The 26,981-nt window shown below is 36.4% G+C and carries 16 protein-coding genes and 1 CRISPR repeat array; of the genes, 8 read left to right on the forward strand and 8 right to left on the reverse strand.

The annotated features are described in order from the left end of the window. Nucleotides 1-29 precede the first annotated feature (29 nt). On the reverse strand, nucleotides 30-539 hold the full coding sequence (locus EIY84_RS01765; protein WP_124639889.1) for a YceI family protein: 510 nt from the start codon (nucleotides 537-539) through the stop codon (nucleotides 30-32). 128 nt (nucleotides 540-667) lie between these two features. Here EIY84_RS01765 and EIY84_RS01770 point away from each other — a divergent pair, with 128 nt between their 5' ends. From EIY84_RS01770 to EIY84_RS11780, 7 genes are all read left to right on the forward strand, one after another. After that, the gene (locus tag EIY84_RS01770; protein ID WP_124639891.1) at nucleotides 668-2,809 is read left to right on the forward strand and encodes a S9 family peptidase; all 2,142 of its coding nucleotides are present in this window, start codon (nucleotides 668-670) and stop codon (nucleotides 2,807-2,809) included. Between the two features lie 441 nt (nucleotides 2,810-3,250). Beyond that, a complete protein-coding gene (cas9, locus tag EIY84_RS01775; RefSeq protein WP_124639893.1) occupies nucleotides 3,251-7,705 on the forward strand; it encodes a type II CRISPR RNA-guided endonuclease Cas9 in 4,455 nt (1,484 codons plus the stop codon). Between the two features lie 67 nt (nucleotides 7,706-7,772). Further along, the gene (locus EIY84_RS01780) at nucleotides 7,773-8,372 is read left to right on the forward strand and encodes a plasmid pRiA4b ORF-3 family protein (protein ID WP_124639895.1); all 600 of its coding nucleotides are present in this window, start codon (nucleotides 7,773-7,775) and stop codon (nucleotides 8,370-8,372) included. Nucleotides 8,373-8,390: 18 nt separating this feature from the next. Continuing rightward, nucleotides 8,391-9,284, forward strand: coding sequence for a type II CRISPR-associated endonuclease Cas1 (gene cas1, locus EIY84_RS01785; protein WP_124639897.1), 894 nt, complete (start codon nucleotides 8,391-8,393; stop codon nucleotides 9,282-9,284). Beyond that, nucleotides 9,281-9,619: a CRISPR-associated endonuclease Cas2 gene (gene cas2 / locus EIY84_RS01790; RefSeq protein ID WP_124639899.1), complete on the forward strand. Its 339-nt coding sequence runs from the start codon at nucleotides 9,281-9,283 to the stop codon at nucleotides 9,617-9,619. The genes cas1 and cas2 overlap by 4 nt, the downstream gene beginning before the upstream one ends. A gap of 645 nt (nucleotides 9,620-10,264) precedes the next feature. Then, on the forward strand, nucleotides 10,265-10,462 hold the full coding sequence (locus EIY84_RS01795) for a hypothetical protein (protein WP_124639901.1): 198 nt from the start codon (nucleotides 10,265-10,267) through the stop codon (nucleotides 10,460-10,462). Between the two features lie 791 nt (nucleotides 10,463-11,253). After that, nucleotides 11,254-12,895: a CRISPR direct-repeat array (repeat unit 46 nt; unit sequence GTTGCGACACATCGCGAATTTAAAAATTTTGAAAGCAATTCACAAC). Nucleotides 12,896-13,159: 264 nt separating this feature from the next. Continuing rightward, entirely contained in the window at nucleotides 13,160-13,303 is a 144-nt protein-coding gene (locus EIY84_RS11780) for a hypothetical protein (protein WP_164471998.1), read from the forward strand. Between the two features lie 256 nt (nucleotides 13,304-13,559). Here EIY84_RS11780 and EIY84_RS01800 read toward each other — a convergent pair whose 3' ends face one another. Continuing rightward, the gene (locus EIY84_RS01800; protein ID WP_124639903.1) at nucleotides 13,560-15,782 is read right to left on the reverse strand and encodes a thioredoxin-like domain-containing protein; all 2,223 of its coding nucleotides are present in this window, start codon (nucleotides 15,780-15,782) and stop codon (nucleotides 13,560-13,562) included. A gap of 10 nt (nucleotides 15,783-15,792) precedes the next feature. Beyond that, on the reverse strand, nucleotides 15,793-16,689 hold the full coding sequence (locus EIY84_RS01805; protein WP_124639905.1) for an ABC transporter ATP-binding protein: 897 nt from the start codon (nucleotides 16,687-16,689) through the stop codon (nucleotides 15,793-15,795). A gap of 194 nt (nucleotides 16,690-16,883) precedes the next feature. On the opposite strand from EIY84_RS01805, the gene alaS reads away from it, so the two are divergent. Then, the gene (alaS, locus tag EIY84_RS01810) at nucleotides 16,884-19,487 is read left to right on the forward strand and encodes an alanine--tRNA ligase (protein WP_124639907.1); all 2,604 of its coding nucleotides are present in this window, start codon (nucleotides 16,884-16,886) and stop codon (nucleotides 19,485-19,487) included. 137 nt (nucleotides 19,488-19,624) lie between these two features. Here the strand turns inward: alaS and EIY84_RS01815 are convergent, their stop codons facing one another. The 5 genes from EIY84_RS01815 to EIY84_RS01835 are packed head-to-tail and all read right to left on the reverse strand — an operon-like array spanning nucleotide 19,625 to nucleotide 26,819. After that, on the reverse strand, nucleotides 19,625-20,110 hold the full coding sequence (locus EIY84_RS01815) for a DUF4920 domain-containing protein (RefSeq protein ID WP_124639909.1): 486 nt from the start codon (nucleotides 20,108-20,110) through the stop codon (nucleotides 19,625-19,627). A gap of 28 nt (nucleotides 20,111-20,138) precedes the next feature. Beyond that, nucleotides 20,139-21,287: a cytochrome-c peroxidase gene (locus EIY84_RS01820; protein ID WP_124639911.1), complete on the reverse strand. Its 1,149-nt coding sequence runs from the start codon at nucleotides 21,285-21,287 to the stop codon at nucleotides 20,139-20,141. A gap of 3 nt (nucleotides 21,288-21,290) precedes the next feature. Then, complete coding sequence (locus EIY84_RS01825) at nucleotides 21,291-22,811, reverse strand: DUF6850 family outer membrane beta-barrel protein (protein ID WP_124639913.1); 1,521 nt, start codon at nucleotides 22,809-22,811, stop codon at nucleotides 21,291-21,293. Between the two features lie 12 nt (nucleotides 22,812-22,823). After that, nucleotides 22,824-24,050, reverse strand: coding sequence for a DUF4876 domain-containing protein (locus EIY84_RS01830; protein ID WP_124639915.1), 1,227 nt, complete (start codon nucleotides 24,048-24,050; stop codon nucleotides 22,824-22,826). Between the two features lie 18 nt (nucleotides 24,051-24,068). Next, nucleotides 24,069-26,819, reverse strand: coding sequence for a TonB-dependent receptor (locus EIY84_RS01835; protein WP_124639917.1), 2,751 nt, complete (start codon nucleotides 26,817-26,819; stop codon nucleotides 24,069-24,071). Nucleotides 26,820-26,981: the final 162 nt, after the last annotated feature.

Below are 26,981 nucleotides of genomic sequence, written 5' to 3' on the forward strand. Positions count from 1 at the left end.
CTAAAATAAATGAACGATTGTTGTGGTTTTTAGTTTTTGATAAACTGCAGTTCGCCAGCGATGTTCACGGTATCGCCAACCAAAACGCCGCCCGTTTCTAATGCTGCATTCCAGTTGAGGTCAAAGTCTTTTCTGGAGATTTTTGAAGTAAAGGAAAAACCTGCTCTGGTATTTCCCCAAGGATCTTTGTTGATGCCTCCGAAATCGACATCCAAATTAATTTCTCTGGTAACTCCGTTGATGGTTAATTTTCCTGCCACCTCGTCCGTAAGAGAAGTACTTTCGAAAGTAATTACAGGGTTGAGTTCCGTATTGAAAAAGTCGGCGTTTTTCAGGTGGTTGTCTCTATCTGCATTGTTGGTGTCAATCGAGTTTACTTGCACGGTTGATTGTACTTTTGCTTGGGCAAAAGTATCGTCTTCTGCGATAATTTCCGCATCAAAATTTCTAAATTCTCCTTTTACATTGGAGATCATCATGTGTTTTACTTTAAAGGTAATTTCGCTGTGAGTTGGGTCTAATTTCCAAAGGGTACTCATAATATTTTGTTTTTTATTGTTATTGATGGTGCAAAGATACAAGCATTACGATGGGCTGACATTGATGTAGGTTAAGAAATGATTTTGGAATTAAATTTCCTATTTTTGCGATAATTCAAAATTTAGAAATGAAAATTAATAAAATCTCTTTGTTAATGATGGTTTGGGGCGGATTTGCCTTTGCACAGAACCAAAAATACACCATGGCCGAAGCGGTGAACGGACTGAGATCCAACTTGGCCGTTAAAAATATCGCTCAACCTTCTTGGATTCCCGGGAAAAATACTTGGGTAAAAGCCGATAAAAACGCCTACATCTACACCGAAATGGCAACGAAAAAGTCGGATACATTGGTTTCACTTCACCAAATCAATAAGAATTTTACCAAAGAAAAAGCACTGAAAAGAATGCCTTTCGTGACATTCCTTTCCGACAATTCGGGGTATTACAAAACCGACTCTACCTATACCAAATTGGATAAGGTAAACGGCGAATGGAAAGTGAAAACCTGGATGGTAATTCCTGCAAAGGCTGAAAACATCACTGTTTTAGAAGATGTAAATACGGTGGTTTATACTTTAGGCAACAACCTTTACGCCAACCAAAACGGAAAAGCCATCGCGATAACCCAGGATAAAAACGAAAACATCCTGAACGGACAAGCGGTACACAGAAATGAATTCGGGATTGATAAAGGAATTTTTGTTTCTCCAGATCATAAAAAAATTGCTTTCTACAGAATGGATCAAAGCATGGTTGCCGATTATCCCATCATCGATTGGTCTGTGGTTCCGGCGGTGAATCACAACATCAAATATCCCATGGCGGGAAGAGCTTCTCACCAAGTTACGCTGGGAGTTTATGACCTTGAAACCGGAAAAACACAGTTTATAAAAACCGAGGGCGACAAAGAACAATATCTGACTTCCATTGCGTGGACTCCGGATAATAAGTCTGTATTCATCGGGATTTTGAACCGTGATCAGAACAATTTGGATATGAATTTGTACGATGCGGCATCTGGAAATTTGGTGAAAAATCTTTTCAACGAAAAGCATCCGAAATATGTTCATCCTACGACTTCCATGATTGCCGTACCTGGATCTTCTGATGATTTTATTTATCAATCGGAAAAGTCAGGCTTTAATCATTTGTACCAATTCAACCTGAAAAAAGGTTTGAAAAAACAAATCACCACGGGAAACTGGGCAGTAACTTCTGTGTTGGGCATAGACCCGAAAACCAAAGATATTTTCTTTGTTGCTACCAAAGAATCGCCATTGGAAAAACACCTGTACAAGGTGGGTTACAGCAATTCTAAAATCACTCGCTTGGATAAAGAAGCCGGAATGCACAACGGAATTTTGAGTTCAAACTTCGAATACCTCTACGATTCTTTTGCCAATGCCGATACACCGAGAAAGGTGGACATTATTAATGTTAAATCTCTGGCATCAGAAAATGTCTTGAAGGCTGAAAATCCTTTAACAAAATACGCACAGGCTGAGGTGAAAAATGTTTCGTTGAAAGCCGATGACGGAACGCCGTTGTACGGAAAATTAATTTTGCCAAAAGATTTTGATCCTTCAAAAAAATATCCGGTTATCGTTTATCTTTACAACGGTCCGAATGTGCAAATTGTGACCAATTCTTTCCCGGCTTCTGGAAATCTTTGGTACGATTACATGACGCAAAACGGATACATCGTGTTCACCATGGACGGTAGAGGTTCTTTCAACCGCGGTCTGAATTTCGAAAATGCCACTTTCGGAAAATTAGGAACGGTAGAAATGGAAGACCAACTGAAAGGTGTCGATTATCTGAAATCTCTTCCGTATGTAGATGCCAATAGAATGGGCGTTCACGGATGGAGCTTCGGCGGATTTATGACCACCAGTCTTATGCTTCGTCACCCGGATGTTTTCAAAGTAGGTATTGCAGGTGGACCGGTAATTGACTGGAGTATGTACGAAATTATGTACACCGAAAGATACATGGATACACCAAAACAAAATCCTGAGGGGTATAAAAACGCCAATCTATTGGACAAAGTACAAAACCTAAAAGGAAAACTTTTGATGATACACGGTGCACAGGACGATGTTGTTGTATGGCAACATTCTGTAGATTTTGTAAAATCTGCTGTGGACAAAGGCGTGCAAATCGACTACTTTATGTACCCGGGTCATCCGCACAATGTCATTGGCAAAGACCGCGTGCATCTGATGCAAAAAGTGACCGATTATTTTGATCTTTATCTGAAAAAATAAGAATTCCTAAATACTAAAAAACTCCCTCAAAGTCTGTGCTTTGGGGGAGTTTTGTTGTATAAAAAATGCCCCGAAGATAGTCGAGGCTCTAAATGTTTTAGTTCACGAATTTATAATTGTTAATTTGTGTTCCTTAAATTGAAGATTCGACGAAGTCAAACATTCAAGATATGATTAAACAAAAAAAGACGAGTTGCCCCGTCTTGAATGTTTTAGCTCACATACTTGTTTATTTTTAAATGGTGTTCGTGAAACATTTAGCAAAAAAAAATGCCCCGAAGATAGTCGAGGCTCTAAATGTTTTCACAACGGAATAATCCTTATTGTGAATTGCTTTCAATATGACAAATGTAATATTTTTATTTTATACTTTTTACGGTTAACCGTAAAAAAGTATAAAAATTATTGTCTATTTTTAAAAAAAAATAAAAACATTTGATAATGGCAAAAAAAATACTCGGATTAGACTTAGGAACAAATAGTATTGGGTGGGCGTACGTAACCGAAGGAGAAACACAAAATGAATCAGAAATAAAGCAGATAGGTGTTCGTGTTAATCCATTAACAGTTGATGAGCAAACAAACTTTGAAAAAGGTAAGTCAATTACAACCAATGCAGATAGAACGCTAAAACGCGGAGCAAGAAGGAATTTAGACCGTTATCAATTGCGTAGAGAAAATTTGTTAGAAGTACTAACCAAAGCAAATATTATTAATGCAACTGCCAAATTATGTGAAGATGGCAAACAAACCACTTTTCAAACTTGGGAATTGAGAGCGAAAGCAGCTTCAGAAAAAATTGAACTCAATGAATTTGCACGAGTACTTTTGGCTATCAATAAAAAACGTGGTTATAAAAGTAGTCGTAAAGCAAAGAACAGTGAAGAAGGTCAAGCCATTGATGGAATGGGAGTAGCAAAAAAACTATATGAAGAAAATCTTACTCCTGGACAGTTGGTATATCAAAATTATGAAAAAGGAATTAAAACTATTCCCGATTTTTATCGCTCCGATTTGCAAAGTGAATTTGACAAGGTTTGGAACTTTCAAAAACAATTTCATCCTGAAATTCTAACAGACGAATTTTACAAAGAATTGCAAGGCAAAGGTCAAAAAGCAACTTCTGCATTGTTTTGGACAAAATACCAATTCAATACCGCTGACATAAAAGATTTCGAGGATAGTTTTAAAAATCAATTCGCAGCAAAATTTGATACTAGAACCTTAAAGAAAATTCAAGCTTACCAATGGCGAAGTGAGGCAGTAAGTACGCAATTAGAGAAAGAACAAATGGCTTATGTGCTTACTGAAATAAACAATAATCTCAACAATTCAAGTGGTTACTTGGGTGCTATTTCAGACCGAAGTAAAGAATTATTTTTCAATCAAGAAACGGTTGGACAAAATCAATTCAATCAGTTGCTGAAAAACAGACATACAGCTCTTAAAAACCAAGTTTTTTACCGACAAGATTATTTAGATGAGTTTGAAAAGATATGGACTACACAAGCAAAATATCATGCTCAACTCACTGATAAACTAAAAGAAGAAATTCGGGATATTGTTATTTTCTATCAACGCAAGCTTAAATCACAAAAAGGTTTAATCAGTTTTTGTGAATTTGAAAGCAAAGAAATCGAGAAAGATGGTAAAAAGAAAACGGTTGGAATGCGTGTGGCTCCGAAATCTTCGCCTTTGTTTCAGGAGTTTAAGATTTGGCAAATTCTACATAATGTTTTAGTGAAAAAAGCAGGAAGTAAAAAGAGAAGCGTTAAAAAAGAAAATCAACCCTCCTTATTTGAAGAAGAAAAAGAAATTTTTGAATTAGACTTAGCTGCTAAAAATCAAGTTTTTGAAGAACTAAACATTAAAGGAGGTTTAAAAGCCAATCAAATTATTGAAATTTTAGGCTATAAACCTAAAGATTGGGAAATGAACTACGCCCAATTAGAAGGGAATCGTACCAATCAAGCTTTATACAATGCTTATCTTAAAATTTTAGAAAGAGAAGGTTACAATGAAGATTTATTAAAGTTATCTGATAAAGATGAAATCAATGTCAATGAGCTAAAAACACCGGCTTCTGAAATAAAAGCAATGGTAAAAGCCATTTTTGAAGTATTGGAAATTAATACAGAAATTTTAGAGTTTAATGCAGAATTGGATGGTAAAGATTTTGAAAACCAAGCCTCTTATCAATTTTGGCATTTACTTTATTCTGCAGAAGATGATACCAAAAAATACAGCCAAGAAGATGTTTTACTTTACGGAAACGATAATATCGGACTAAAAAAACAGCTCTGTTCTAAATTTGGTTTCAAGCCAGACCACGCGAAAATATTGGCTAATGTGGTATTTCAAGATGATTATGGAAGCCTTTCTACCAAAGCCATGCGAAAGATTTATCCGTATATCAAAGAAAATAAATACAGCGAAGCGTGTGCTTATGTTTCTACTGATTATAGTAAATTATCCCAAAGAGAGGATGATATTTACGATAAATTAGCCAAGAACTATCGTCACTCAAAATGGGTTGATAAAACTGAAAATGAAACCAGAGCATTAAAATCCAAATTGGATTTATTGCCTAAAAACAGCTTGCGTAATCCGGTAGTAGAAAAAATTCTCAATCAAATGGCAAATGTGGTAAACACCTTGATTGACAAAGAGAATGATCAATTAAAATCGGAAGGCAAAGAACCTAATTTCCAGTTTGATGAAATACGAATTGAATTGGCTCGTGAATTAAAGAAAAATGCTGCCGAAAGAGCTGAAATGACGACCAATATCAATACGGCAAAAACAGCTCACGAGAAAATAGTTAAACTTTTACAAGCAGAATTTGGATTAAAAAATCCAACTCGGAATGATATTGTTCGCTATAAATTGTATGAAGAATTAAAAAACAACGGCTACAAAGATTTATACACCGATACTTACATCCCAAGGGAAATTTTGTTTAGTAAACAGGTGGACATTGAACACATTATTCCACAATCTCGTTTATTTGATGATAGTTTCTCTAATAAAACCGTAGTATATCGAAAAGATAATTTGGATAAAGGAAATCAAACTGCTATTGAATACATTGAAAATAAATTTGGTGAAACTGGATTAATTTCTTTCCAAGAAAGAATTGAAGCTCTTCATAAGATGTGGAACAAAAACAATCCTGAAAATGGTATTACAAAAGCAAAATATCAAAAATTACTAAAACGTTCTTCTGAAATTGGCGAAGGATTTATTGAGCGAGATTTGCGAGATAGCCAATACATTGCAAAAAAAGCAAAAGAAATGTTGTTTGGTATTACCCGTTCTGTGGTTTCTACTTCGGGACAAATTACAGATAGGCTGCGAGAAGATTGGGATTTGGTAAATATTATGAAAGAACTCAACTTGCCAAAATACCGAGCATTAGGCTTGACCGAAATGGAAGAACGAAAATATGGGCAAAAGGTTGAAGTGATTAAAGATTGGACCAAGCGAAATGACCACCGCCATCACGCAATGGATGCTTTGACTATTGCTTTTACCAAAAGAAGTTTTATCCAATATTTGAATAACTTGAATGCCCGAAGAAATGAGAAATCGGATGATACGATTAGTAATTCTAAAGGTAGAACCAGTATGGATACGTCTAACCTAAAATTATCAACTCGTGATGTTTTAGGTATTGAAGAGAAAGAAACAATTATTAGAACTGATGACCAAGGCAATAAAAAACGAGTATTCAAAGAACCGATTACCAATTTCCGCCAAGTAGCCAAAGAGCATTTGGAAAATGTAATTGTATCCCACAAAGCTAAAAATAAAGTAGTTACAAAAAACAAGAATAAAGTAAGAGGTTCAAATAAAGTGCAAGAAGCATTAACTCCTCGAGGGCAATTACACAAAGAAACCGTTTATGGCAAATACCAGTATTACGTACAAAAAGAAGAAAAAGTAGGTGCTAAATTTGATAAAGAAACCATTGATAAAGTAGGTAATCCTTTATACAAAAAACTTCTATTGCAACGCTTAGAAGAATACGGCAACGATTCTAAAAAAGCATTTACAGGAAAAAATACCCTAGAGAAAAATCCAATTTACTTAAATGTAGAAAAAACAGAAGTGCTGCCTGAAAAAGTAAAATTGGTTTGGTTGGAAGAGGATTATTCTATTCGTAAAGATGTAACACCAGATTTGAAAATTGACAAAGTAATTGACAAGGGTGTGAGAACAGTTTTGGAAAATCGTTTGAAAGAATTTGGAGGAGATGCAAAAAAAGCCTTCTCTGATTTAGATAAAAATCCTATTTGGCTCAACAAAGAAAAAGGAATTGCTATTAAAAGAGTTACCATAAGCGGTGTAAGTAATGCCGAAGCTTTGCATTACAAAAAAGACCATTTTGGAAAACCAATTTTAGATGCAAATGGCAATAAAATTGCGGTTGATTATGTACAAACCGGCAATAACCACCATGTGGCGGTGTACAGAGATGAAAAAGGAAATTTACAGGAAAGAGTTGTATCTTTGTTTGAAGCAGTGGCTCGAGTGAATTTAGGATTACCCATTATTGATAAAACCTACAAACAAAGTGAAGGTTGGCAGTTTTTATTTACCATGAAACAAAATGAACTCTTTGTTTTCCCCAATGAAAAAACTGGTTTTAATCCTGCAGATATAGATTTATTAGATCCTAAAAACAAAAAGCTGATTAGCCCAAATTTATTTAGGGTGCAGAAAATTGCAAATAAAAATTATTTCTTTAGACATCATTTAGAGACTACTGTAGATACTAACCCAGCATTAAAAGATGTAACATATAAGCCTCAGTTAGGATTAAATGCTATTGAAGGAATAATCAAAGTTCGCACCAATCATTTGGGAGATATTATTGGGGTGGGAGAGTATTAATTATTAGAGTAAAATAAGAAAAGTAAAAAAACAGTAACTTTAAAACTAAAGAAAAATAGATAAAACCATGTCACACAAACTAAAAATTACGCTACAACACAGCGAACCTAAAATTACCAGAACAGTAATTATTCCTGAAGATTTCAGTTTTCACCAGCTGCATACCGTTATCCAATGTGTGATGAACTGGGATAATGCCCATCTGTACCAGTTCAATACCGGTGCGGCTTTCAGAAGCGATACCATTGCATTGGAAGATGAAGAAGATGAAGAAGATGATTTCGGATTTTCATTTAATTCTTTCAAAAAAATTAATTCCGAGGAAACCAAAGTGTCAGACTATTTCAATAATAACCTTAAAAAAATGTTATACATTTATGATTTTGGAGATGATTGGCGACATATTATTTCTGTGCAGAAAAAACCTACAGAAGATGTGTTGTTTCCCAAATGCGTGAAAGGAGCAAATGCTGCCCCGATGGAAGATTGCGGTGGTATTTGGAGACATGAGAATCTTTTGGAAATTTCTCAAAAAAAAAGAAAATCTGCCGAAGAAAAAGAAATGTTAGCATGGTATGGAATACCTACTGACAAAACTTTTGAAGAGGTTTATCCTTTTGATATTGATACGGTTAATAAAATTTTATTGAAAGTTTTTTCTTCTTAATATAAATTCCAAAATACCATGATCACTCGCTCCATCTACATCGGTAATCCGGCTTATCTCAAACTCAAAGATGAACAAATGTACATTCTCCACCCTGAGACTAAAGAAGTGAAAGGCAAAGTCTCTATAGAAGATCTCGGACTGTTGATGTTAGACCATTTTCAGATTACGCTCACCCATCAACTCATACAATCCATGATGGAAAATAATGTAGTGGTCATCAGTTGCAATTTTTATCATCTGCCACATGGCATCATGTTACCCTTATATGGACATACCGAACATTCTCAAAAGATCAAAGCACAAATAGAAGCCAGCGAACCTCTTAAAAAGCAACTTTGGAAACAAACTGTAGAATATAAAATTAAAAATCAAAAAGAGGTTTTACTTAGAAGAGGTAATTATTTTGAACCCATGCTAAAATACCTTCAACAAGTGAAATCTGGAGATTCTACCAACATGGAAGGGATTGCAGCCCAACATTATTGGAAATACCTTATCAGCTTAGATTTTATCCGAGATCGGTATGGTGATTACCCCAATTCTTTTTTTAATTTTGGATACTCCGTCCTTAGAAGCATTATTGCCAGAGCCATTGTGGAAGCGGGTTTACTTCCTGTTTTAGGCATCTTTCATAAAAATAAATACAATCCGTATTGTTTGGCAGATGATCTTATGGAACCCTATCGTCCTTTTGTAGATTTTTTAGTGATGAATTGGTTAGAGCAAAATCCAATGGTGGACGACCTGACCAAAGAATTTAAAGCAGCTTGCCTCAACATCGCCTCCCTAGATGTAGAGATTGATGGAAAAAAAAGACCATTATTGGTTGCGGTAAAGACGACTGCTTCTTCATTGTACAAATGTTATACAGGAGAAAAAAGACAAATCGCTTATCCTGAATTGAAATGAATTCAGAACGATTAAATGCTTATAGAATTATGTGGGTAATGGTCTTATATGATTTGCCAACCGAAACCAAAGTCATGCGGAAAGCAGCCAATCTTTTCCGTAAGAAACTGGAAGATGATGGTTTTGCACTGTTTCAATTTTCCATTTACATACGGCATTGTCCCAGTCGGGAAAATGCCGAAGTACACATCAAAAGAGTGAAAGCTATTTTGCCCAAAGCCGGAAAAGTGGCCATTATGTGCATCACCGACAAACAATTTGGCGACATTGAAATCTTTTTTGCCCGATCCAAAGAAGAACCACCACCCACTTGGCAACAATTAGAGCTTTTTTAGAATCTTAAAAATGATTGTTTTAAAGAGAAACGGAATCAAAATTATCCAACTCTTTTCTTATCAAGAATTCAGCGAAAAGAAGGAAAGAAGCCAAAGCAATTCATAAGTGTAGGGAATTTTGTAGTTACATACCTTTTAAGTTAGATGTTTTCTTTTCTAATTCATCTTATATTATTTAGGTAATTAAAAAAATGTATATTCGTAAAGGGAAAGTGAGAAGGTTCTAATCCAACCAGCACTCAGACTTCCTATTAAGGCAGAGAAATAAAACTCTGTCTTTTTTACGAAGTTTAAAAATAGTTATACGATAATGAAATACTGACTATGGCGTCCCTAAACAAGATAGTCTATGATATATAGCGTATTAAAGAAGCTGGCCAAAAGGACAGCTTCTTCTTGTAACCAAGCATTGGAAGAGGAGGATAAGTCCGCCCAATGTCGCTGTTATTATACAAATATACAAAACTTATTGAGGACCAAATAGGTATTATTTGATAGTTGCGAAAATGAAAATAAACCATCAAAGAAGTTCTTCAAACATCATATTTTAAAAAAAGAAGCTGATAAAAGATATAAATATAGTTTAGAATTAAACAGCCAGATGAAATTTGGTTAAATATTTTGGATAATAAAACTAAAACATACATGAAAAACTACGAAAGAGGTGTGTTAAAAATAGTTGTAAATAAAGACAATGTAGCTGAAAGTTTTTATTTTATTGAAAAGAATGATCCATCACTAAACAATAAAATTGGCCAAATAAGGGATCTGTTCCAAAACTTGGGGGAAAAAGAATTTTCTTCATTAGTTACTACTTGTCACATAGAAAATAGGATATATTAATTAGATGTATAATTCAGCCCGCGGTTTAAACCGCGGGCTATGGAGCAAAATTGTTTTTGTTTGGGTTGAGAAAAAGAATTTTATCCGATAAGATATGTTGGGTTAAAAGAAGGGTATTAAAATTTCATATTTTGACAGCAAAAATAATTTATATTCTCCAAGAATTTTTATTTGATTACTTTTGTTTAATCCCCCAAGTTTTGACCTTGATCCCAAATAAGAAAAGGAATACTAATGTTTAGAAACTAAAAAACGAACCATTATGGTTCGTTTCTATTAATGCGCTACATGTTATAGACCGATCTGTTGAGGAACGCCATAACCAGCACTTCATTAACATTACAAATATACAAAATTTTTTAATTACCAAATAACACACGAGGAATTTTATAAACAAATCGAAAAAAAAGCATCCGAGCTTAAAAATTATGCGACGACAAGATTTTCTTCAAAAGCCAGAAACATTGCTTTGCGGTTCATCAACGGTAATTTTAGAGCTCAAGGTTTTCAAGGAAACACTTTTAAAAGATGGAAACCTAAGTTACGAGACATATCAAATTTAAAAATTTTGAAATCCTTGATGCATGAATTGATCTTATAGGTAGAAATCTAATTTCATCAAGGATTCAGCGAAAAGCGATGGAAAAGTTTGGGCTGAGCTAAAGCAATTCATCTAAATTAGGATTAGAAAATCAACTTATTTCTTAGAAAAAACAGATGATATCATTATTTTTTTTAATTGAAAAAAATCAAATCAATTAACTGAATTTCAGTTAATTGATTTGATTGAGGTTGCGACACATCGCGAATTTAAAAATTTTGAAAGCAATTCACAACTAGAGAAAAGTCTAGTGAAAGAAGGGAAATGTTGCGACACATCGCGAATTTAAAAATTTTGAAAGCAATTCACAACAAAAACCAACAAGCCTACTAAGGCACTTGAGTTGCGACACATCGCGAATTTAAAAATTTTGAAAGCAATTCACAACTGGAAACACGGTATTAATCCAAATTCCTCTGTTGCGACACATCGCGAATTTAAAAATTTTGAAAGCAATTCACAACTGAAGCAGGTTATTGATTTTCAAAGTAAGTGTTGCGACACATCGCGAATTTAAAAATTTTGAAAGCAATTCACAACGAATGAATTAACATGTTCTAATGCTTCATTGTTGCGACACATCGCGAATTTAAAAATTTTGAAAGCAATTCACAACAGCGGTTTAAACTCGAAGGAGTTAGCAAAAGTTGCGACACATCGCGAATTTAAAAATTTTGAAAGCAATTCACAACCTGCAATGATTTTACAGTGAAGAGAATAAAGTTGCGACACATCGCGAATTTAAAAATTTTGAAAGCAATTCACAACAAATATTAAAAAAATAAAATAATGGAAAATGTTGCGACACATCGCGAATTTAAAAATTTTGAAAGCAATTCACAACTCTTTCTTCTGCCGGAATAATATTTTGTAAGTTGCGACACATCGCGAATTTAAAAATTTTGAAAGCAATTCACAACTTTGTGAGTATTCGCACCAATAAAGCCAATGTTGCGACACATCGCGAATTTAAAAATTTTGAAAGCAATTCACAACTTTTGCTTCAAAATTTACCGTGTAACTTTGGTTGCGACACATCGCGAATTTAAAAATTTTGAAAGCAATTCACAACAACAGAGGAAAAATTATCAGTATATGTATTGTTGCGACACATCGCGAATTTAAAAATTTTGAAAGCAATTCACAACTATAACGATCTGATTATGAATGATAAAATTGTTGCGACACATCGCGAATTTAAAAATTTTGAAAGCAATTCACAACGACAGATGGAGTATTAAACCCTTATTTGTTGTTGCGACACATCGCGAATTTAAAAATTTTGAAAGCAATTCACAACATTATGTTAGAGGTGATGGTAAAGTATTGAGTTGCGACACATCGCGAATTTAAAAATTTTGAAAGCAATTCACAACGGGAGCAGAAAAATTCACTCTATATCCACCGTTGCGACACATCGCGAATTTAAAAATTTTGAAAGCAATTCACAACATGTGATTTAATTAATGTAAATCTTAAACTGTTGCGACACATCGCGAATTTAAAAATTTTGAAAGCAATTCACAACCATCTTTGATTTCTCTGATCAGTTTTAGAGGTTGCGACACATCGCGAATTTAAAAATTTTGAAAGCAATTCACAACTACTTTTCCTTCTGCTGTTTTTCTGGTAATGTTGCGACACATCGCGAATTTAAAAATTTTGAAAGCAATTCACAACATGAGCATAAACCTCATATATTTTTGCCCCGTTGCGACACATCGCGAATTTAAAAATTTTGAAAGCAATTCACAACAGTCTTGAATTTTATTTGAAATCTAAATAAGTTGCGACACATCGCGAATTTAAAAATTTTGAAAGCAATTCACAACAGTTTGGCAAGACTAAATAAATTCTTGATAGTTGCGACACATCGCGAATTTAAAAATTTTGAAATCCTTGATGCTTGAATTGATTTTATAGGCAGAAATCTAATTATATCAAGGATTCAGCGAAAAGCAGTGGGAAAGAAAAGGCTGAGCTAAAGCAATTCACAACTTGGTTTGTAGACGGCACGCCAAATAAGAATATAACAACGCAATGAGCTGATAAGAGCTTTTTTCTCTCAACTGGAGAAAAAGAACCCCAATTGGTGTTTGTCGGTTCTTTTGGTAGAAACGGCAAATAAAAACTTTTCGTCATTGTCGGTAAACATCGTGTCAGCCATCCTTAACCACAACGGCATCTACAACGATCTGAAAGACCAACCAAAAATGCTAAGTTTGTCTGATGAGATATAGATAATAGTTGTATATTCGCAAGGTCAGACATACTTCTGTCGGGTGTTCCTCAGGGATGAATTGTTTTAGAATTAATATTGTTTTTCGAATAAATTCTATTCTTAATCCTTAACATATCGATAGGTATTAATTCGCTATTGTAATGCAATCCAAATACTAAAAAACTCCCTCAAAGTCTGTGCTTTGGGGGAGTTTTGTTGTTTTGAATCTTCAAAAAAAGTAAGAATTTTGAAGAACTGAATGGACGGTAGTGGTTCTAAAAATTGTAAATCCTTACGGTTTTGTTTGAGATTTCATTGATGATTTCATCAAATTGCGAGTCATAAGGAAAAGGTAAATTGGCATTGTAAATTTTCCCTTCAGGATCTACCAACATAAATCTTGGGATACCGTTGATGCCCAATAGTTGCATAATTTCTTTGTTTTTTAGCCACATTTGTACTGCCTTGGATTTGTTGTTTTTTACATTCATCTTCCAATTGTTTTTATTTTCATCAACACTTAGGGAGAGGAAGACCAAATTGTTGTTGTAGCTGTACTGTTTGGCCAGATATTCAAATTTTGGTTTGGTCTCTCGGCACGGTCCACACCAAGTGGCCCAAAAATCGATGACTACATATTTGCCTTTGTATTTTTTCAGGTCAAAGGATTTGCCCAATGCATCTTCAAAAGTTATTGTAGGCATTGGTTTTCCTTTTTGTTGGTTGTTGATGACGAATAATTCTTTGGCTACAAAATCTCTAAATCGGGTATCCGAAAACTCATTCATCCTGCTTTCAAAAAGTTGATTTCTCTTGTTTTCGTCGTTGGTCATCTCAAAATAACTGAGCAATTGGGTTTTCAAAAGTCGGTCTTTTTCTTTGCTTTTCGGCATCGTGTTCAGCTTGGCCATGATGGTGCTGTCCGGATTTTTGGATCCTTCTTTTGGCAGCAATTGGTTCAGTTTCATTTTTGTGAAATCTTTGGAAGCCATTAGCATTTCTGTTGGATTTTTTATGATTTCGTTCAGCTCTTTGGTTAGTGCTGTAGGTGCAGCATTCTTCTTGTCATTGGCTAAAGAAATGGTCTGGAAATCGTGCAGCGCATTGATCATTTTTGCTGCATTTTTCTGCTTCATGTATTCGTAAAAATCTCTTCCAAAATAAATGTTTTCTTCGGTTCTGTACTGGTCTAAGTGTTTTTTGCTGTCGTTCCATTCTTTTTCTGCTGCGTCATAGAAATATTCGGGCTTGTCCAAATATTCTTCTTTGTTGTTTACAAAATAACTGTAGAATTGCCCTTCATTCATTTGCTGTTTTAGGTAATTAAATTCAGCATTTCTACTGCCAGTAATATTTACTTCAGACTGTTTTTCATCGGCATTAAATTGTATTTTCAAATGATCCCCTTTGGACAAAATTGCTCCAAATTTATTACCACCCAAATTGAAAGTATATTCGCCTAAAGGTAAATTTTCGGTACTTTCCCAAAAGAATTTTCCGTTTTTAATAGGAATTTTGGCAACAGGTAAGTTGAGCTCGTTAGAATACAGGCTGATTTCTTTATGCTTTTTTACCGTATTTACGGTGCCTTCTATGATGGTTTTTCCGTCCAACTTTTCAGGGTATATCGGGCTTGTGATTCCAAAATATATTCCAACAGCAACAGTCAGTCCCACCAAGGTTTTTGCAATGGTTTTTCCATTTTTAAAAAAAGCAGCTTTTACACCACGGTTGGCATAGATTGTATAGCCGATAACGAAAAACAAAACTGCCCAAAAAATACTGAGATACTCCGTGTAATTCAGGAAATGACTCATCATCGAAGAGTCTTTTAGTTTGACAGCTGTAGCCAAATTGTTGTACGGGATATAGTCGTAGGTTTCTTGCCTGATTTGACCGGTGATGTTGATGACAAATCCCATAACTCCAATAACAAAAGGCCAGATAAATCCTCGAATAACTACAGAAAGCATCAGTTGTAGCGAGACAATCCCTAAAGATAAAATGATCAAACGAATGTAAGTGTGGATGATGAAGGAGAAATCTATGCTTAAACTCAATGCTTTTTGAGGGAAGATTAGTTGTTGTAAAGAACTGATTGCAACGGATGATACAATAAAAGTAGTGATGCAAATGAGGGTTAAAGTCATTGCAGAAAGAAATTTTCCGGTATAAATGCTCAACTTACTCAGTGGTTGAGATTCCATAAAAACCCAACCGTTGTTTTTATGGTCGGTTTGGCAAATTCTAATGGCAGCAATGATGATGAAAATAACCATCATGAAACTTCCAAACCCGGAAAAAAAAGTTTGTATGGACTCTGTGGACACTTCGGAAGGAAGTCCTGTGTATTCTCTGGCTTCTTCAACAAAAAGAGATACGGTGAGCAGTATCAGAGGGAGCAATGCTCCAAGGATTATGGATAAAATAAGCAATCCCAAACCTTTGGTTTTCAGCCATTCGGATTTGAAGGCTTTTATAAAATAATTGATGTTCATTTTTTGTGTATTAGTTTTGTTTTGTAATTTCCATAAACCATTCTTCTAGACCTCCTACGGCAGATATTTGGTAGATTTCTGCTCCTTTTTCAATTAAGGTTTTGTTAATTTTTGCCACATCTGCAGAACTGTTGGTGTTCACCAAAAGCTCTCGGTTGTTTTTCAGTTCAGCATTTTCGACATATGGCAAATATTTTTCGGCATCGTTCATGGAGAATTTTGTCTTTTGAAATTGAAACATTTGGTTCAGCTCTTCTCGGCTGCCTTCAAATTTCATTTCACCATGAGAGATGATGCCCAAATGCGTCACCATCTTGTCGATTTCTTGTAAAAGATGACTCGAAATAAATATGGTAGTGCCTTTTTCACGGTTTAGTTTTACCAAAAGTTCACGGATTTCCATCATTCCGTTGGGATCAAGGCCGTTTACAGGTTCGTCCAAAATCAGTAATTCAGGATCAGAAATCAACGCTAAGCCAATGGCCAATCTCTGTTTCATTCCCAAAGAATATTTTTTCATTTTGATGTCTTTGGCTTCGGAAAGTCCTATGAGTTCTAATGTTTCTGTGATTTTAGATTCACTCAGATTTCGGATTTCACAAACAATTTTCAGATTGTCATAACCCGAAAGATGATCGTAAAAAGCAGGGTAGTCGATCAATGAACCGATATTTTTTAATCCTTCCGGGAAAAATGAGGATACCGAATTTCCAAAAAGTTTTATGCTGTCGTTTGCCTCGTTTTCCAGTCCCATAATCAGCTTCATGGTGGTGGATTTTCCTGCGCCATTGGCTCCCAAAAAACCGTAAATAGAACCTTTTGGAACTGAGAGGTTAATGTTCTTCAGAATCTGCTTTTTAGCGTCAAATCCAAAATTAAGATTCGAGATTTCTATGATGTTTTTCATGAATAATTTTAAAATATTAGTCCGTATATTAATCTAATTGTTACAATTTGTTGTGTTTTTTTTAATAAATTATTATTTTGAACTAATCGTATAAAAGGGTAGTAAATATTTTATAATTTCCTTAAATTTGCAATCTTATAAAAATCAACATTTAACAAATGGTTTCGGGCAACCGACAACAGCTAAAATAAATTATGACTTCACAAGAAATTCGCCAAAAATTTTTAGATTATTTCCAAAGCAAAGGTCACCTCATTGTTCCTTCGGCACCCATCGTCCTGAAAGACGATCCAACCCTGATGTTTTCCAACTCCGGAATGACGCAGTTCAAAGATTATTTCTTGGGCTACAAAGAGCCTAAAGCACCTAGGATTGCAGATACTCAAAAATGTCTTAGGGTTTCCGGTAAACACAACGATTTGGACGATGTGGGCAGAGATACCTACCACCACACCATGTTCGAGATGCTTGGAAACTGGTCTTTTGGTGATTATTTTAAAAAAGAAGCCATTGGTTTTGCTTGGGAATTGCTAACCGAAGTCTATAAAATCCCGAAAGAAAATCTCTATGTAACCATCTTCGAAGGCGATGATAAAGAAAACCTAGAAAGAGACCAAGATGCCTACAACTTCTGGAAAGAACATATTGCCGAAGATAGAATCATCAACGGAAACAAGAAAGATAATTTCTGGGAAATGGGCGAATCCGGACCTTGTGGACCTTGCTCAGAAATCCATGTTGACCTTAGATCCGAAGAGGAAAAAACCAAAGTTTCAGGCTTGTCTTTGGTTAATAACGACCATCCTCAAGTGGTGGAAATCTGGAACAATGTATTCATGGAATTCAACCGTAAAGCCGACGGAACTTTAGAAAAACTTCCTGCTCAGCATGTGGATACCGGAATGGGCTTCGAGAGATTGTGCATGGCTTTGCAAGGCAAAACTTCCAACTACGATACCGATGTTTTTACACCGCTTATCGCTAAAGTTGAAGGCTTGACCGGAAAAAAATACGAGGGAATTTTAGAAAACGAAAAAGACATCGCCATCCGTGTGGTAGTCGATCATATCCGTGCAGTTGCTTTCGCTATTGCCGATGGACAGCTGCCTTCCAACGGAGGTGCCGGTTATGTGATCCGAAGAATTTTGAGAAGAGCGATTTCTTACGCCTACCGTTTCTTGGGTGCCAAAGAACCTTTCTTGTACCAATTGGTTGCCGTTTTAAAATCTGAAATGGGCGCTTATTTCCCTGAAATTGTAAAACAGGAAAATCTGGTAACCGAAGTGATCAAAGAAGAAGAAGCTTCTTTCCTAAAAACCATTGAACACGGTTTGGTTAGGTTGGATGTCATCATAAAAGATACTTTGTCTAAAGGCGAAAAAGTACTTCCTGGTGCTGAGGTTTTCGAATTGTACGATACCTACGGTTTCCCTGCGGATTTGTCCAGAATTATTGCCGAAGAAAAACAACTTACGGTGGACGAAATCGGTTTTGAAGAGGAAATGCAAAAGCAAAAAAATCGTTCTAAAAAATCATCGGCTCAAAAAGTGTACGATTGGGAAGTGGTGGCAGAATTGCCTGAAAACTTCGTGGGCTACGATAAAACCGATAACCAAGTAAAAATTACCCGTTACCGAAAAGTGGAAAACAAAGACGGTGTTTTCTACCAAATCGTACTTAACGAAACGCCTTTCTATCCAGAAGGTGGTGGACAAGTGGGTGATAAAGGGACTTTAGAAAATATCGAGGGTCAATTTGAAGTCTTAGAAACCAAGAAAGAAAATGGATTGGTGATTTCGCTTATTCAAAATTTACCACAAAATATTTCTACAGAATTTACTGCAAAAGTAGATACCAAAGATAGAAAAAACACCCAAGCCAACCACTCGGTAACTCACTTGTTGCACGAGGCTCTGAGAACGGTTTTGGGAACGCATGTAGAGCAAAAAGGATCTTTCGTAGGACCGGATTATCTGCGATTTGACTTTTCGCATTTTTCAAAATTGTCCGAGGACGAATTGTCCACGGTTGAAGCTATGGTGAATGCTAAAATTAAAGAAAATATCGCCCTACAAGAATTCAGAAACATCCCGATTGCCGAGGCAATGGAAAAAGGAGCTATGGCGCTTTTTGGAGAAAAATACGGCGATAGTGTTAGGATGATTCAGTTCGGTTCTTCCAAAGAATTGTGTGGAGGTACCCATGTGAAATCTACCGGAGAGATTGGTCATTTCAAAATTATTAACGAAAGTTCAACTGCTGCGGGCATCCGAAGAATTGAAGCCATTTCTGGAGATAAAGCCAATGAATATTTCCAAAATTTGGAGAGCCAATTGAAAGAAATTTCAACTTTGTTAAAGTCTAAAGATGTGGTGAAATCCATTGAAAAATTGATGGACGATAACGCAACCTTAAAAGCCGAAGTAGAAGCCTTGAAAAAGGAAAAAGCAAAAGGTGAAATTTCCAATTGGAAAAATGATTTTGTAGAGGCCAACGGCAAGAAACTTTTGGTGAAGAAATCATCTATGGATGCAGCGTCCATCAAGGATATTGTTTTTCAATTGAAGAAAGAAGTGGCGGGTGCTGTTGTTGTGATCATCTCGGATGCCGGTGACAAACCAATGATTACCGTTGGCGTATCCGCAGATTTAGAAAACAGCCATAATGCAGGAAATATCGTGAAAGACTTGGCTAAAGAAATCCAAGGAGGTGGTGGTGGAAACCCAGGTTTTGCTACGGCAGGAGGTAAAAACCTTGCCGGTATCGAAAATGCCTACCAAAAAGCCTTGGCTTTGTAACAGCAATTCAATAATCATTACAGAATACCATCAAAAAACCTCGAATCTTTCGAGGTTTTTTTGATGATGCATCAAGCGTTTCTAATAAAAAAAGGAACTTTAGAAAAGCTCCCTTGTGTGTGTTTTTACGAGAAGGATTAGTTAATTACTTTTATTCCTTTTGCCAAAACTCTGATTTCGGTTTTAGGCTCGGTGATCTTTGCAATTTCTGCTGCCGGTTTTTTAGCATCTTCGGCATAATGTCTCAGCTCTTCTACAGAAGTTGTTTTCAGCGTTGCATCGGCATTCAACAAAACGGTTTTTCCCATGGCAGATTGGGGTAAGAAAAAAGCATAATCCTTCATTTTTACAAAAACCCTCTTATTTTTAGAATTGGCAAGGGTAAGCCAACATCCTTTTTTCTCGCAAACTCCGGTAATGGTTGCTTTGATGACGATGTCTTTCAGCTCTGCACCTTTGTCTAGACTGGCAATTACTTTGTCGGTGTCATAGACATTAAAACTTTTGTCTTCGGGTACTCCGGCGCCGTATTCCGTACCCGGAACAGCTTCTGCTATTTGGTTTTTCTGTGCAAATGCAATCGTACTGATGGCCATTGCGCCTAATAAAATAAGTTTTTTCATAGTGGATATTTTTTAATTGATTTTTTTTTTAATTCACAGGAAATTCTGGTCTTCTCATTTTGAAGGTGGTTCCCGTCATCGATTCTAGGAATTTTACCACGGCTTGGGTTTCTTCTTTGGTAAGATCCAATTTTTTTAATAGAGGGTCGGTAACGGGATAGTTAGGATCTTTTTGTTTTTGATCGGGTTTGGGATCGTTCATGTGCATCCCGCTGTTGTAGAGGTTTACAATGCCTTCAAGATCATCAAACAAACCGTTGTGCATCCAAGGTCGGGTAATCATCAGATCACGAAGTTGTGGCGTTCGGAATTTGCCCACATCTTCCGGTTTTTTGGTGATGGCATATACGCCAAGATCTTCATATTTTCTTTTGTAATAAGTTAGACCGATGTTGTGGAATTTTTCATCGGTCAGGTATTGTCCGTTGTGGCAGTTCATGCATCGTGCTTTGGTACGGAAAATGTGCATGCCGTAGATTTCTTGGTCGGACAAGGCATTGTATTTACCATCCAAAAACTGATCAAAACGACTCGGCTGGCTGTTTACGGTTTTCTGAAATTCGGCCAAAGCTTCGGTAATGCGATCCATGTTGATTTTTTCGTCACCATAAGCGGCTTTGAATAATTTTTTGTATCCATTGATCTTGGATAATTTTCCCGAGAGGAATGGCGGTTCCATATTCATTTCATGATGAGCCGCAATGGGATTGATGGCCTGGTCCTCTAGCGTTTCCGATTTCCCGTCCCAGAATAAAGTTTTTCTGGCACCTACATTTAATATCGTTGGTGTATTTCTGCTTCCTTCGAGGTGGTCATTTCCCAAGGAAACACGGCGTCTGTCGGTCCAGCCAATTTCCGGATCGTGGCAAGAACTGCAAGAAACCTGGTTGCTGCCGGAAAGTTTAGGATCGAAAAATAACATTTTTCCCAAGATCACTTTGGGCTTTTCTTGGTTGATGAAATAAGCAGAATCTCTTTTGATCGGGGCAAACTCTTTCCAAGCGACACCTTCATCAATATTGGGTTTTGGCCACTTCGAAATTTCTTTTTTATAACTGTTGATGATGTCTTGTATCGCAGGATCGTGCACATCCAAAAGGTTGTTGCTCACCTTTGGTGTAAAACTTAGCAAAAACAATAGCATTGCAGCCGTTCCTATTAAAATGATCTTCTTCATGACTTAAAATGTAATTCCCAGAATGATTTGTGTAAAATTATTGTTTTTTTCTTGAATACGCGCCTGTTTCCAACTTCCAAGAACATAAAATGCGGGTAAATTTTGTAATTGAATATCGTATCTCAAACTGGCACCCATCTGCAAATAACCACTGGTCAAATACTTATAATCTTGCATCAACCAATCGACGATGTTACTTTTTATGTCGGTGTTGATGGCATTAACACCAGAATTGATGTGCTTTTGCGAAACATGTGCGGAAAGGCTGAGCATTTGGTTTTTCGTAATTTCTTGTTTGTAGAATGTTTCTAAACCCATGCTGTAAGCCGTAAATTTTTGTCCACTAAATGGATATTTTCTTTTTTCTGTAAATTCTTGATACTGAAAAACAGGTACTACGCCCGCTACAAAACGATCTGCTTGGTATTGATACATCAATTTTACCGTGGTTTGGTAGTCTTCTTTTTTGTACGATTTTCTTTTGTAGAGTGGCTCAATAATTTGGGTATTGTTGGTGTAACCGTATTCGGCACCTGTGAAAATATGGGCTTGATATTGGGCAACAGCTCCCAAACGATGTTGGTTGATATTAAAAAATTTTGCTCCTTCAACTTCGTAAATGGTTTTGTCCAAATCTGAAATATCAAAATAACGATTGCTAGGATTGACACTTTTCAAATTCTGAGCTTGAGAAAGGCTTCCGGTCAAATAAAATGGATTTTTAGAATTTCTAAAAACTTGTGCTCCGGTTTTGTACCCAAATTCTTCGTAAATAGCCGCAGGACTTCCACCGTTGAAAAAATAGTTAGAAAACCCGAAACCCGTCATTTGATACATTAAAGCTTGACCCAATTCGCTCACAAATGAGATGGAAGTATTTTGAGTGTATTTGTTGATCTGTCCGAAAACTCCAACTTCATAATCTTTGTAAAAACGGTAGTTGGCGCCCAGATTTATGTATAGGTCAGAAGTGGTGCTTTTTTGTCTGGGATCTCGGTCTCTAGAGCCGAGTTGAGCGGTGTAATCTGCACTAAGTCCCAATGTCCAACGATTGAGTTTTTGAGAAATCCCACCTCCAAAACTATAGCGTTCTAATTTCGTATCACCACCTGCAGAATCCGCAATTGTATAAGGTGCTATTCGGTCATAATCCAAATTTTCATTCCATTTCACCGATTTTAATTTCATATTTTGATAACCGGCATTTCCCCAAATACTGCGGTTTTCATTGGTTTTTTGGAAAGAATTTACCTTGATGCTCAGGTTTTTCTCACCAGAACCTTCTTGCTGTCTGTAGATTTTTTTTTCTTCGTTCTCGTAACCGATGTTTAGATCCGAGAAAGAAAATTTACCATAACCCAACATACTTGCTGGGTTATGATAAAATTGAGGAAGAAGTTGTCGTTCTGTGCTGTATTGATGTTCTAATTTTTGAAAAAGTCTAAGACTGTCTTGGGCTTTTAAGCTGAAAGACGATAGTCCCAAGAAGGGCAAATAGAGCAAAGTGAGATAGCGAAACTTCATGATGTTTTTATTTTAGTGAACGATACCGTTTTTTAGACTTGGTTCAGCATTTTTAGTGAAATCTTCTGTAGAGTTATTGGTGTCTTTGTAGATGTTTTTTCCTGTGCTGGTTACGCCCAAAGTCTTTCTACGCACGGATTTTCCTAATCTGGCAGGATCATTCCAAAATGCACCAACACCTGTCCATCCAGAATCTATAGAACTACCGGTGAGGAGGTGTAAAAATTTATCTTGAACCGAATTATTCATTCCGTCCAAGATCCAAGAATTTGGGATGGCATAGGCGGATTTGTTGGTGGTGTTACCAGCCGCGTTGGTGTAAGAATAGTTGTATTTATGATTTTGCAAGAAGGTTGTCGCATTTTCACCTGCTGGGAATCTTGCGATCACATAAGACTCTACACCGCTGCTGTGCAAGAAGATCATGTTGTAAGTCATGGTGGTGAAAATCACATTCACATTCGGTACAGACGGGTTATCTACTTGTCCCAAAGTTGGGTTGGTCGAAGGGAATTCGAAATCGGCATTATGCAAATCGAAAGCATTGGTGGTTACCGCATTGTGGTTAATGGCATTGTCTGCCACTACGATAAAATCTCCGGGTTGCACAGGATATTGGTTTCCGGTTCCTGGTAATACCATCACGCCTTTTACGGCAAATTTCTCATTCGGATTGTACGGGGTAACATTGTTATTAACAGATGTTAAAAATTCTGACTGTCCGATGATCAGTTGATCCGCATACAACACTTTATCGGTATTGTTCACCAATTTAAAATATCTGCTGGAGTTGTAATTTTTTCCGTCTGCCGTTTTCACTCCGGTATAAAATACTTCTTCAATAATGAAATCTTGACTGAATTGTTTGATAAACAAAGGAATATTAATGCTTGAAGTGGTGGTGTTGATGTCAATAATCCCGCTTCCTGCTACGGAAAAAGTTCCGTTGGTATTGGTGATGACGGATCCGTTGGCTGTGATTTTGTAAGATCCATAAGCTAAATCCAGCTGCAGGGTGTTGAGGTTAGAAATGGATTTTTTTATTAAACTTCCGGTATTCACCTCTAAGATTTCTATTTCCAAATTGCTGTAGGTAGCCACATCATCTGCAGTGAAAGTCATGTTTAGGTTACTTTTTTGAGTCACTTCGGTTCCGAAATCATCGTCTCTAGAACAAGATACCAAGCTGGTGGTGAGGGTGAGTCCCAACAAACTCAGGATAAGAAAGTTCTTTTTCATGTTTTTATTATTTAAATGTTAAAAATTATAATTGATTTCCATCCCAAAATAGGGTGTACTTAGATTTTTTCTTTCGATCTTGATCCCGTTCATGTAATAAGGATGGGCATAGCCGAAAAGTTTATTTACAAATAGAGAGGTTCTGATGGATTTATAAATTTTTTTGGTCACCTTGAAATTGGCATTCAAGGTATAGGTGTATCGGGTTTGCATATTATCGGTCACCGAAACATTGCGCACCAACCATTGTTTGTACAGATCGGTTTTATCAGCCTCGGTGAAAGGATGGATTACACCATCCAATCCGTAATAAGAAATGGGTTCGGCTATTCGATGATCTTTTTTTCGGTGATCGAACAATGTTCCTTGGAAAGAAGCTGAAATCGTCAAATCCATTTTGGGTAAATAAGTATCGACCAAAAAGTTGTAGTTGAGGTTAGAATTGATGTATCCATCATCGTTTTTATAAATTCCGTAATACGGAAAATTTTGTCCCGCAATGGAGGTACTCGGCTTATAATGAATGGGAATGGTATTTCTGTATTCCGTCTTGAACCAGGCTCCGGTAAGGGTGAATCTGGTATTGATACCTTCAAAACGAGGTGAGCTGTACCCGAATTCTATTCCTCTTTTCAAGGTAGCACTTCCGTTTTCGGTGATGGAATAATTCCCAAATTCGGTCATCAGTTGATAAGGGACATTGGCTAGATTCGGACCGTTGTTCCAATCGTTGAGATCAACAGAAGCTGCATCGTATTTTTTATAGGTATGAAAAGCGGTTTGCAAGGTATTTCTAAAACCGTTGCTCATTTCTTCTTGAAAATAAGTCAGAAAGATTTCGTGATTTCTGTAGCTAAGATCTATTCTGGTTTCGTACTTTGTATTTTTAGCGGCAGTAAGATTTTTATTTTCCAAAGACTGAACATAGGTCATGAAATTGACATATCTGTACTTTTCATCGTTGTGATAATAGTTCAGTTGGGTATAATCGGTATATTTCAGATTTGGATACAACATCAACAGAGTAGGTTGTTTATAAAACTGTCCAAATCCTAAGGTGATATCAGCTTTCAAAGCATGATCTCCAATAAAAATTTTCGGCAATCCGTATTGGAAATTCAGTCGAGGTTCAACAAAAATTTTATTTCTAATGCTGAAGCTTGGGTCTATTCCTATTAATTTTGAAGTTCTGATACCAGCATAAAGGCTTAGTTTATGCTCTTCTAATTGATACGACATTTGGTCACCTACAAATGCGGCCATATTTTGCCAAGCCGGGATATCGTCATAGGTTCTGGGTCTTGTCGTCATGGTAGCGGTAGGTGGCGTGAGCATATCATATTGTTGCCCTTTGCCAAAATTTTTAGAAAATCGCCAATCCAATCCGGCTTCGTATTGATGGAGGATATTTCCCCATTTTTTCACCCCATTCAGTTGGATTAGAGCGGATAGATCCATTGGTTTGCCATCGGTAGAAGATTCTGAAATGTATCGTAATTGTGGGAAAATCCCTATATTTTCACCTTGAGTGGTCGCGAAAGAAATAGATCTAGGTCCGGATTGTTGTACCAATTTGGTTTGTTCAATCTTATCAAACCCTTGTCTGATGGCGGTATTTAGGGTAAGTTTATTAAAGAAATTTTCCTTTCCCAAAAGATAAACGAAATTGTTGCTAAGGCTGAGTCTTCTGTTGTTGTTTTTGTACACATCTACACTGGGATATCCGGTGTCCGGATCGTACTTTTCTTTGTCCAGATTGTTAGAAAAATCTATGGTCGATCGCCATTCCAAATGTTTTCCCCAAAGATTGGTTTTCAATCTGGATCGTAATGAAGCGGTGATTCTTTGATAATTTTCAAACTGATTGGTAGGATCTGCCTGAGCATCAAGATAATCCATGCTGGCGGTCATTTGCCAATTTTCTTTCAAGGCAAAACCTTTGCTCAGATAATATTGTTTGCTAAATCCATCTGCTTTGAATCTGGCTTGTAGCGGAGTTTTCCCAATCTTTCTATCGATTTTTATCACCCCAGAAGTCAGGTCGCCATAAGCTGCAGAGGGTATCCCTCGGATGATTTCTACGCGTTCGATATCGTTGGTAGAAAGGGTTCTCATGTCCACACCAATTCCTGCGGAAGCTTTAGAAGCCGGACCACCAAGAAACTGACTGTCGTTTACAGAAAGTTGAAGATCGGCGTTGGAGTTCCAAATGTTATTATCGATGATGAATTGCGTTCCTAAAGCTGAAGTGTTGTAACCACTAGGCATAGCATTGGGATTTTCTCGTAGGGCAACTCGGTTGGAGGCCATCAAACTTGGCGTTTTAGAAAGTCCACCCGGTAACAATTCCATAAGATCGGCAAAGCTAGAAGGTTGCAAATGTTCCATTGCTTTTGCATTGATGACGGATTTGCTGGTGAGACCTTTACCTTCTTTGGCGGTAACGATAACTTCTTGGATTTTATTTTCTGCCTGAAGAACAATATTGATTTTCTGTTGATGATTGGGCAGAATCTTGATGACTTTATCTTGAAAATGAGGATGGGAAACCACTAAGGTATAGGTTTTATCTTGATCAAGTTTCAGTTTTGCTTCGCCATTTTGGTTGGTGGTGATAGATTTTTGTCCAATTATTTTTACCGTAGCACCAGAAATCCATTTGCTTTTACTTGCACCAGAAACCACGATGTCTAAACTAACATTATGATTTTGAGCAGAAACAATCCCTAAGCCACCGACTAAAAATAACAAACTATAAATCTTCCTCATTCTTATTTTTATTTAGTTTAAATAAGGTGGCAAATATAATAAGTTGTTTTCACAAAAACTTTATTTTTCCGAAAAAAGAGATTGGGTTTAAAAAAAGTAAAGCAATATTGTCTTAAAATAATTAGAACAGTATTGATGAAATCTGAGAAAATACTGTTATTT

Source organism: Amniculibacterium aquaticum (genome assembly GCF_003852705.1).
Lineage (GTDB): Bacteria > Bacteroidota > Bacteroidia > Flavobacteriales > Weeksellaceae > Amniculibacterium > Amniculibacterium aquaticum.

Bases quoted from the DNA above. Each gene is read 5' to 3' on its own strand.
- EIY84_RS01765 (WP_124639889.1), bottom strand. From the start codon at position 539: ATGAGTACCCTTTGGAAATTAGACCCAACTCACAGCGAAATTACCTTT.
- EIY84_RS01770 (WP_124639891.1), top strand. From the start codon at position 668: ATGAAAATTAATAAAATCTCTTTGTTAATGATGGTTTGGGGCGGATTT.
- cas9 (WP_124639893.1), top strand. From the start codon at position 3,251: ATGGCAAAAAAAATACTCGGATTAGACTTAGGAACAAATAGTATTGGG.
- EIY84_RS01780 (WP_124639895.1), top strand. From the start codon at position 7,773: ATGTCACACAAACTAAAAATTACGCTACAACACAGCGAACCTAAAATT.
- cas1 (WP_124639897.1), top strand. From the start codon at position 8,391: ATGATCACTCGCTCCATCTACATCGGTAATCCGGCTTATCTCAAACTC.
- cas2 (WP_124639899.1), top strand. From the start codon at position 9,281: ATGAATTCAGAACGATTAAATGCTTATAGAATTATGTGGGTAATGGTC.
- EIY84_RS01795 (WP_124639901.1), top strand. From the start codon at position 10,265: ATGAAAAACTACGAAAGAGGTGTGTTAAAAATAGTTGTAAATAAAGAC.
- EIY84_RS01800 (WP_124639903.1), bottom strand. From the start codon at position 15,782: ATGAACATCAATTATTTTATAAAAGCCTTCAAATCCGAATGGCTGAAA.
- EIY84_RS01805 (WP_124639905.1), bottom strand. From the start codon at position 16,689: ATGAAAAACATCATAGAAATCTCGAATCTTAATTTTGGATTTGACGCT.
- alaS (WP_124639907.1), top strand. From the start codon at position 16,884: ATGACTTCACAAGAAATTCGCCAAAAATTTTTAGATTATTTCCAAAGC.
- EIY84_RS01815 (WP_124639909.1), bottom strand. From the start codon at position 20,110: ATGAAAAAACTTATTTTATTAGGCGCAATGGCCATCAGTACGATTGCA.
- EIY84_RS01820 (WP_124639911.1), bottom strand. From the start codon at position 21,287: ATGAAGAAGATCATTTTAATAGGAACGGCTGCAATGCTATTGTTTTTG.
- EIY84_RS01825 (WP_124639913.1), bottom strand. From the start codon at position 22,811: ATGAAGTTTCGCTATCTCACTTTGCTCTATTTGCCCTTCTTGGGACTA.
- EIY84_RS01830 (WP_124639915.1), bottom strand. From the start codon at position 24,050: ATGAAAAAGAACTTTCTTATCCTGAGTTTGTTGGGACTCACCCTCACC.
- EIY84_RS01835 (WP_124639917.1), bottom strand. From the start codon at position 26,819: ATGAGGAAGATTTATAGTTTGTTATTTTTAGTCGGTGGCTTAGGGATT.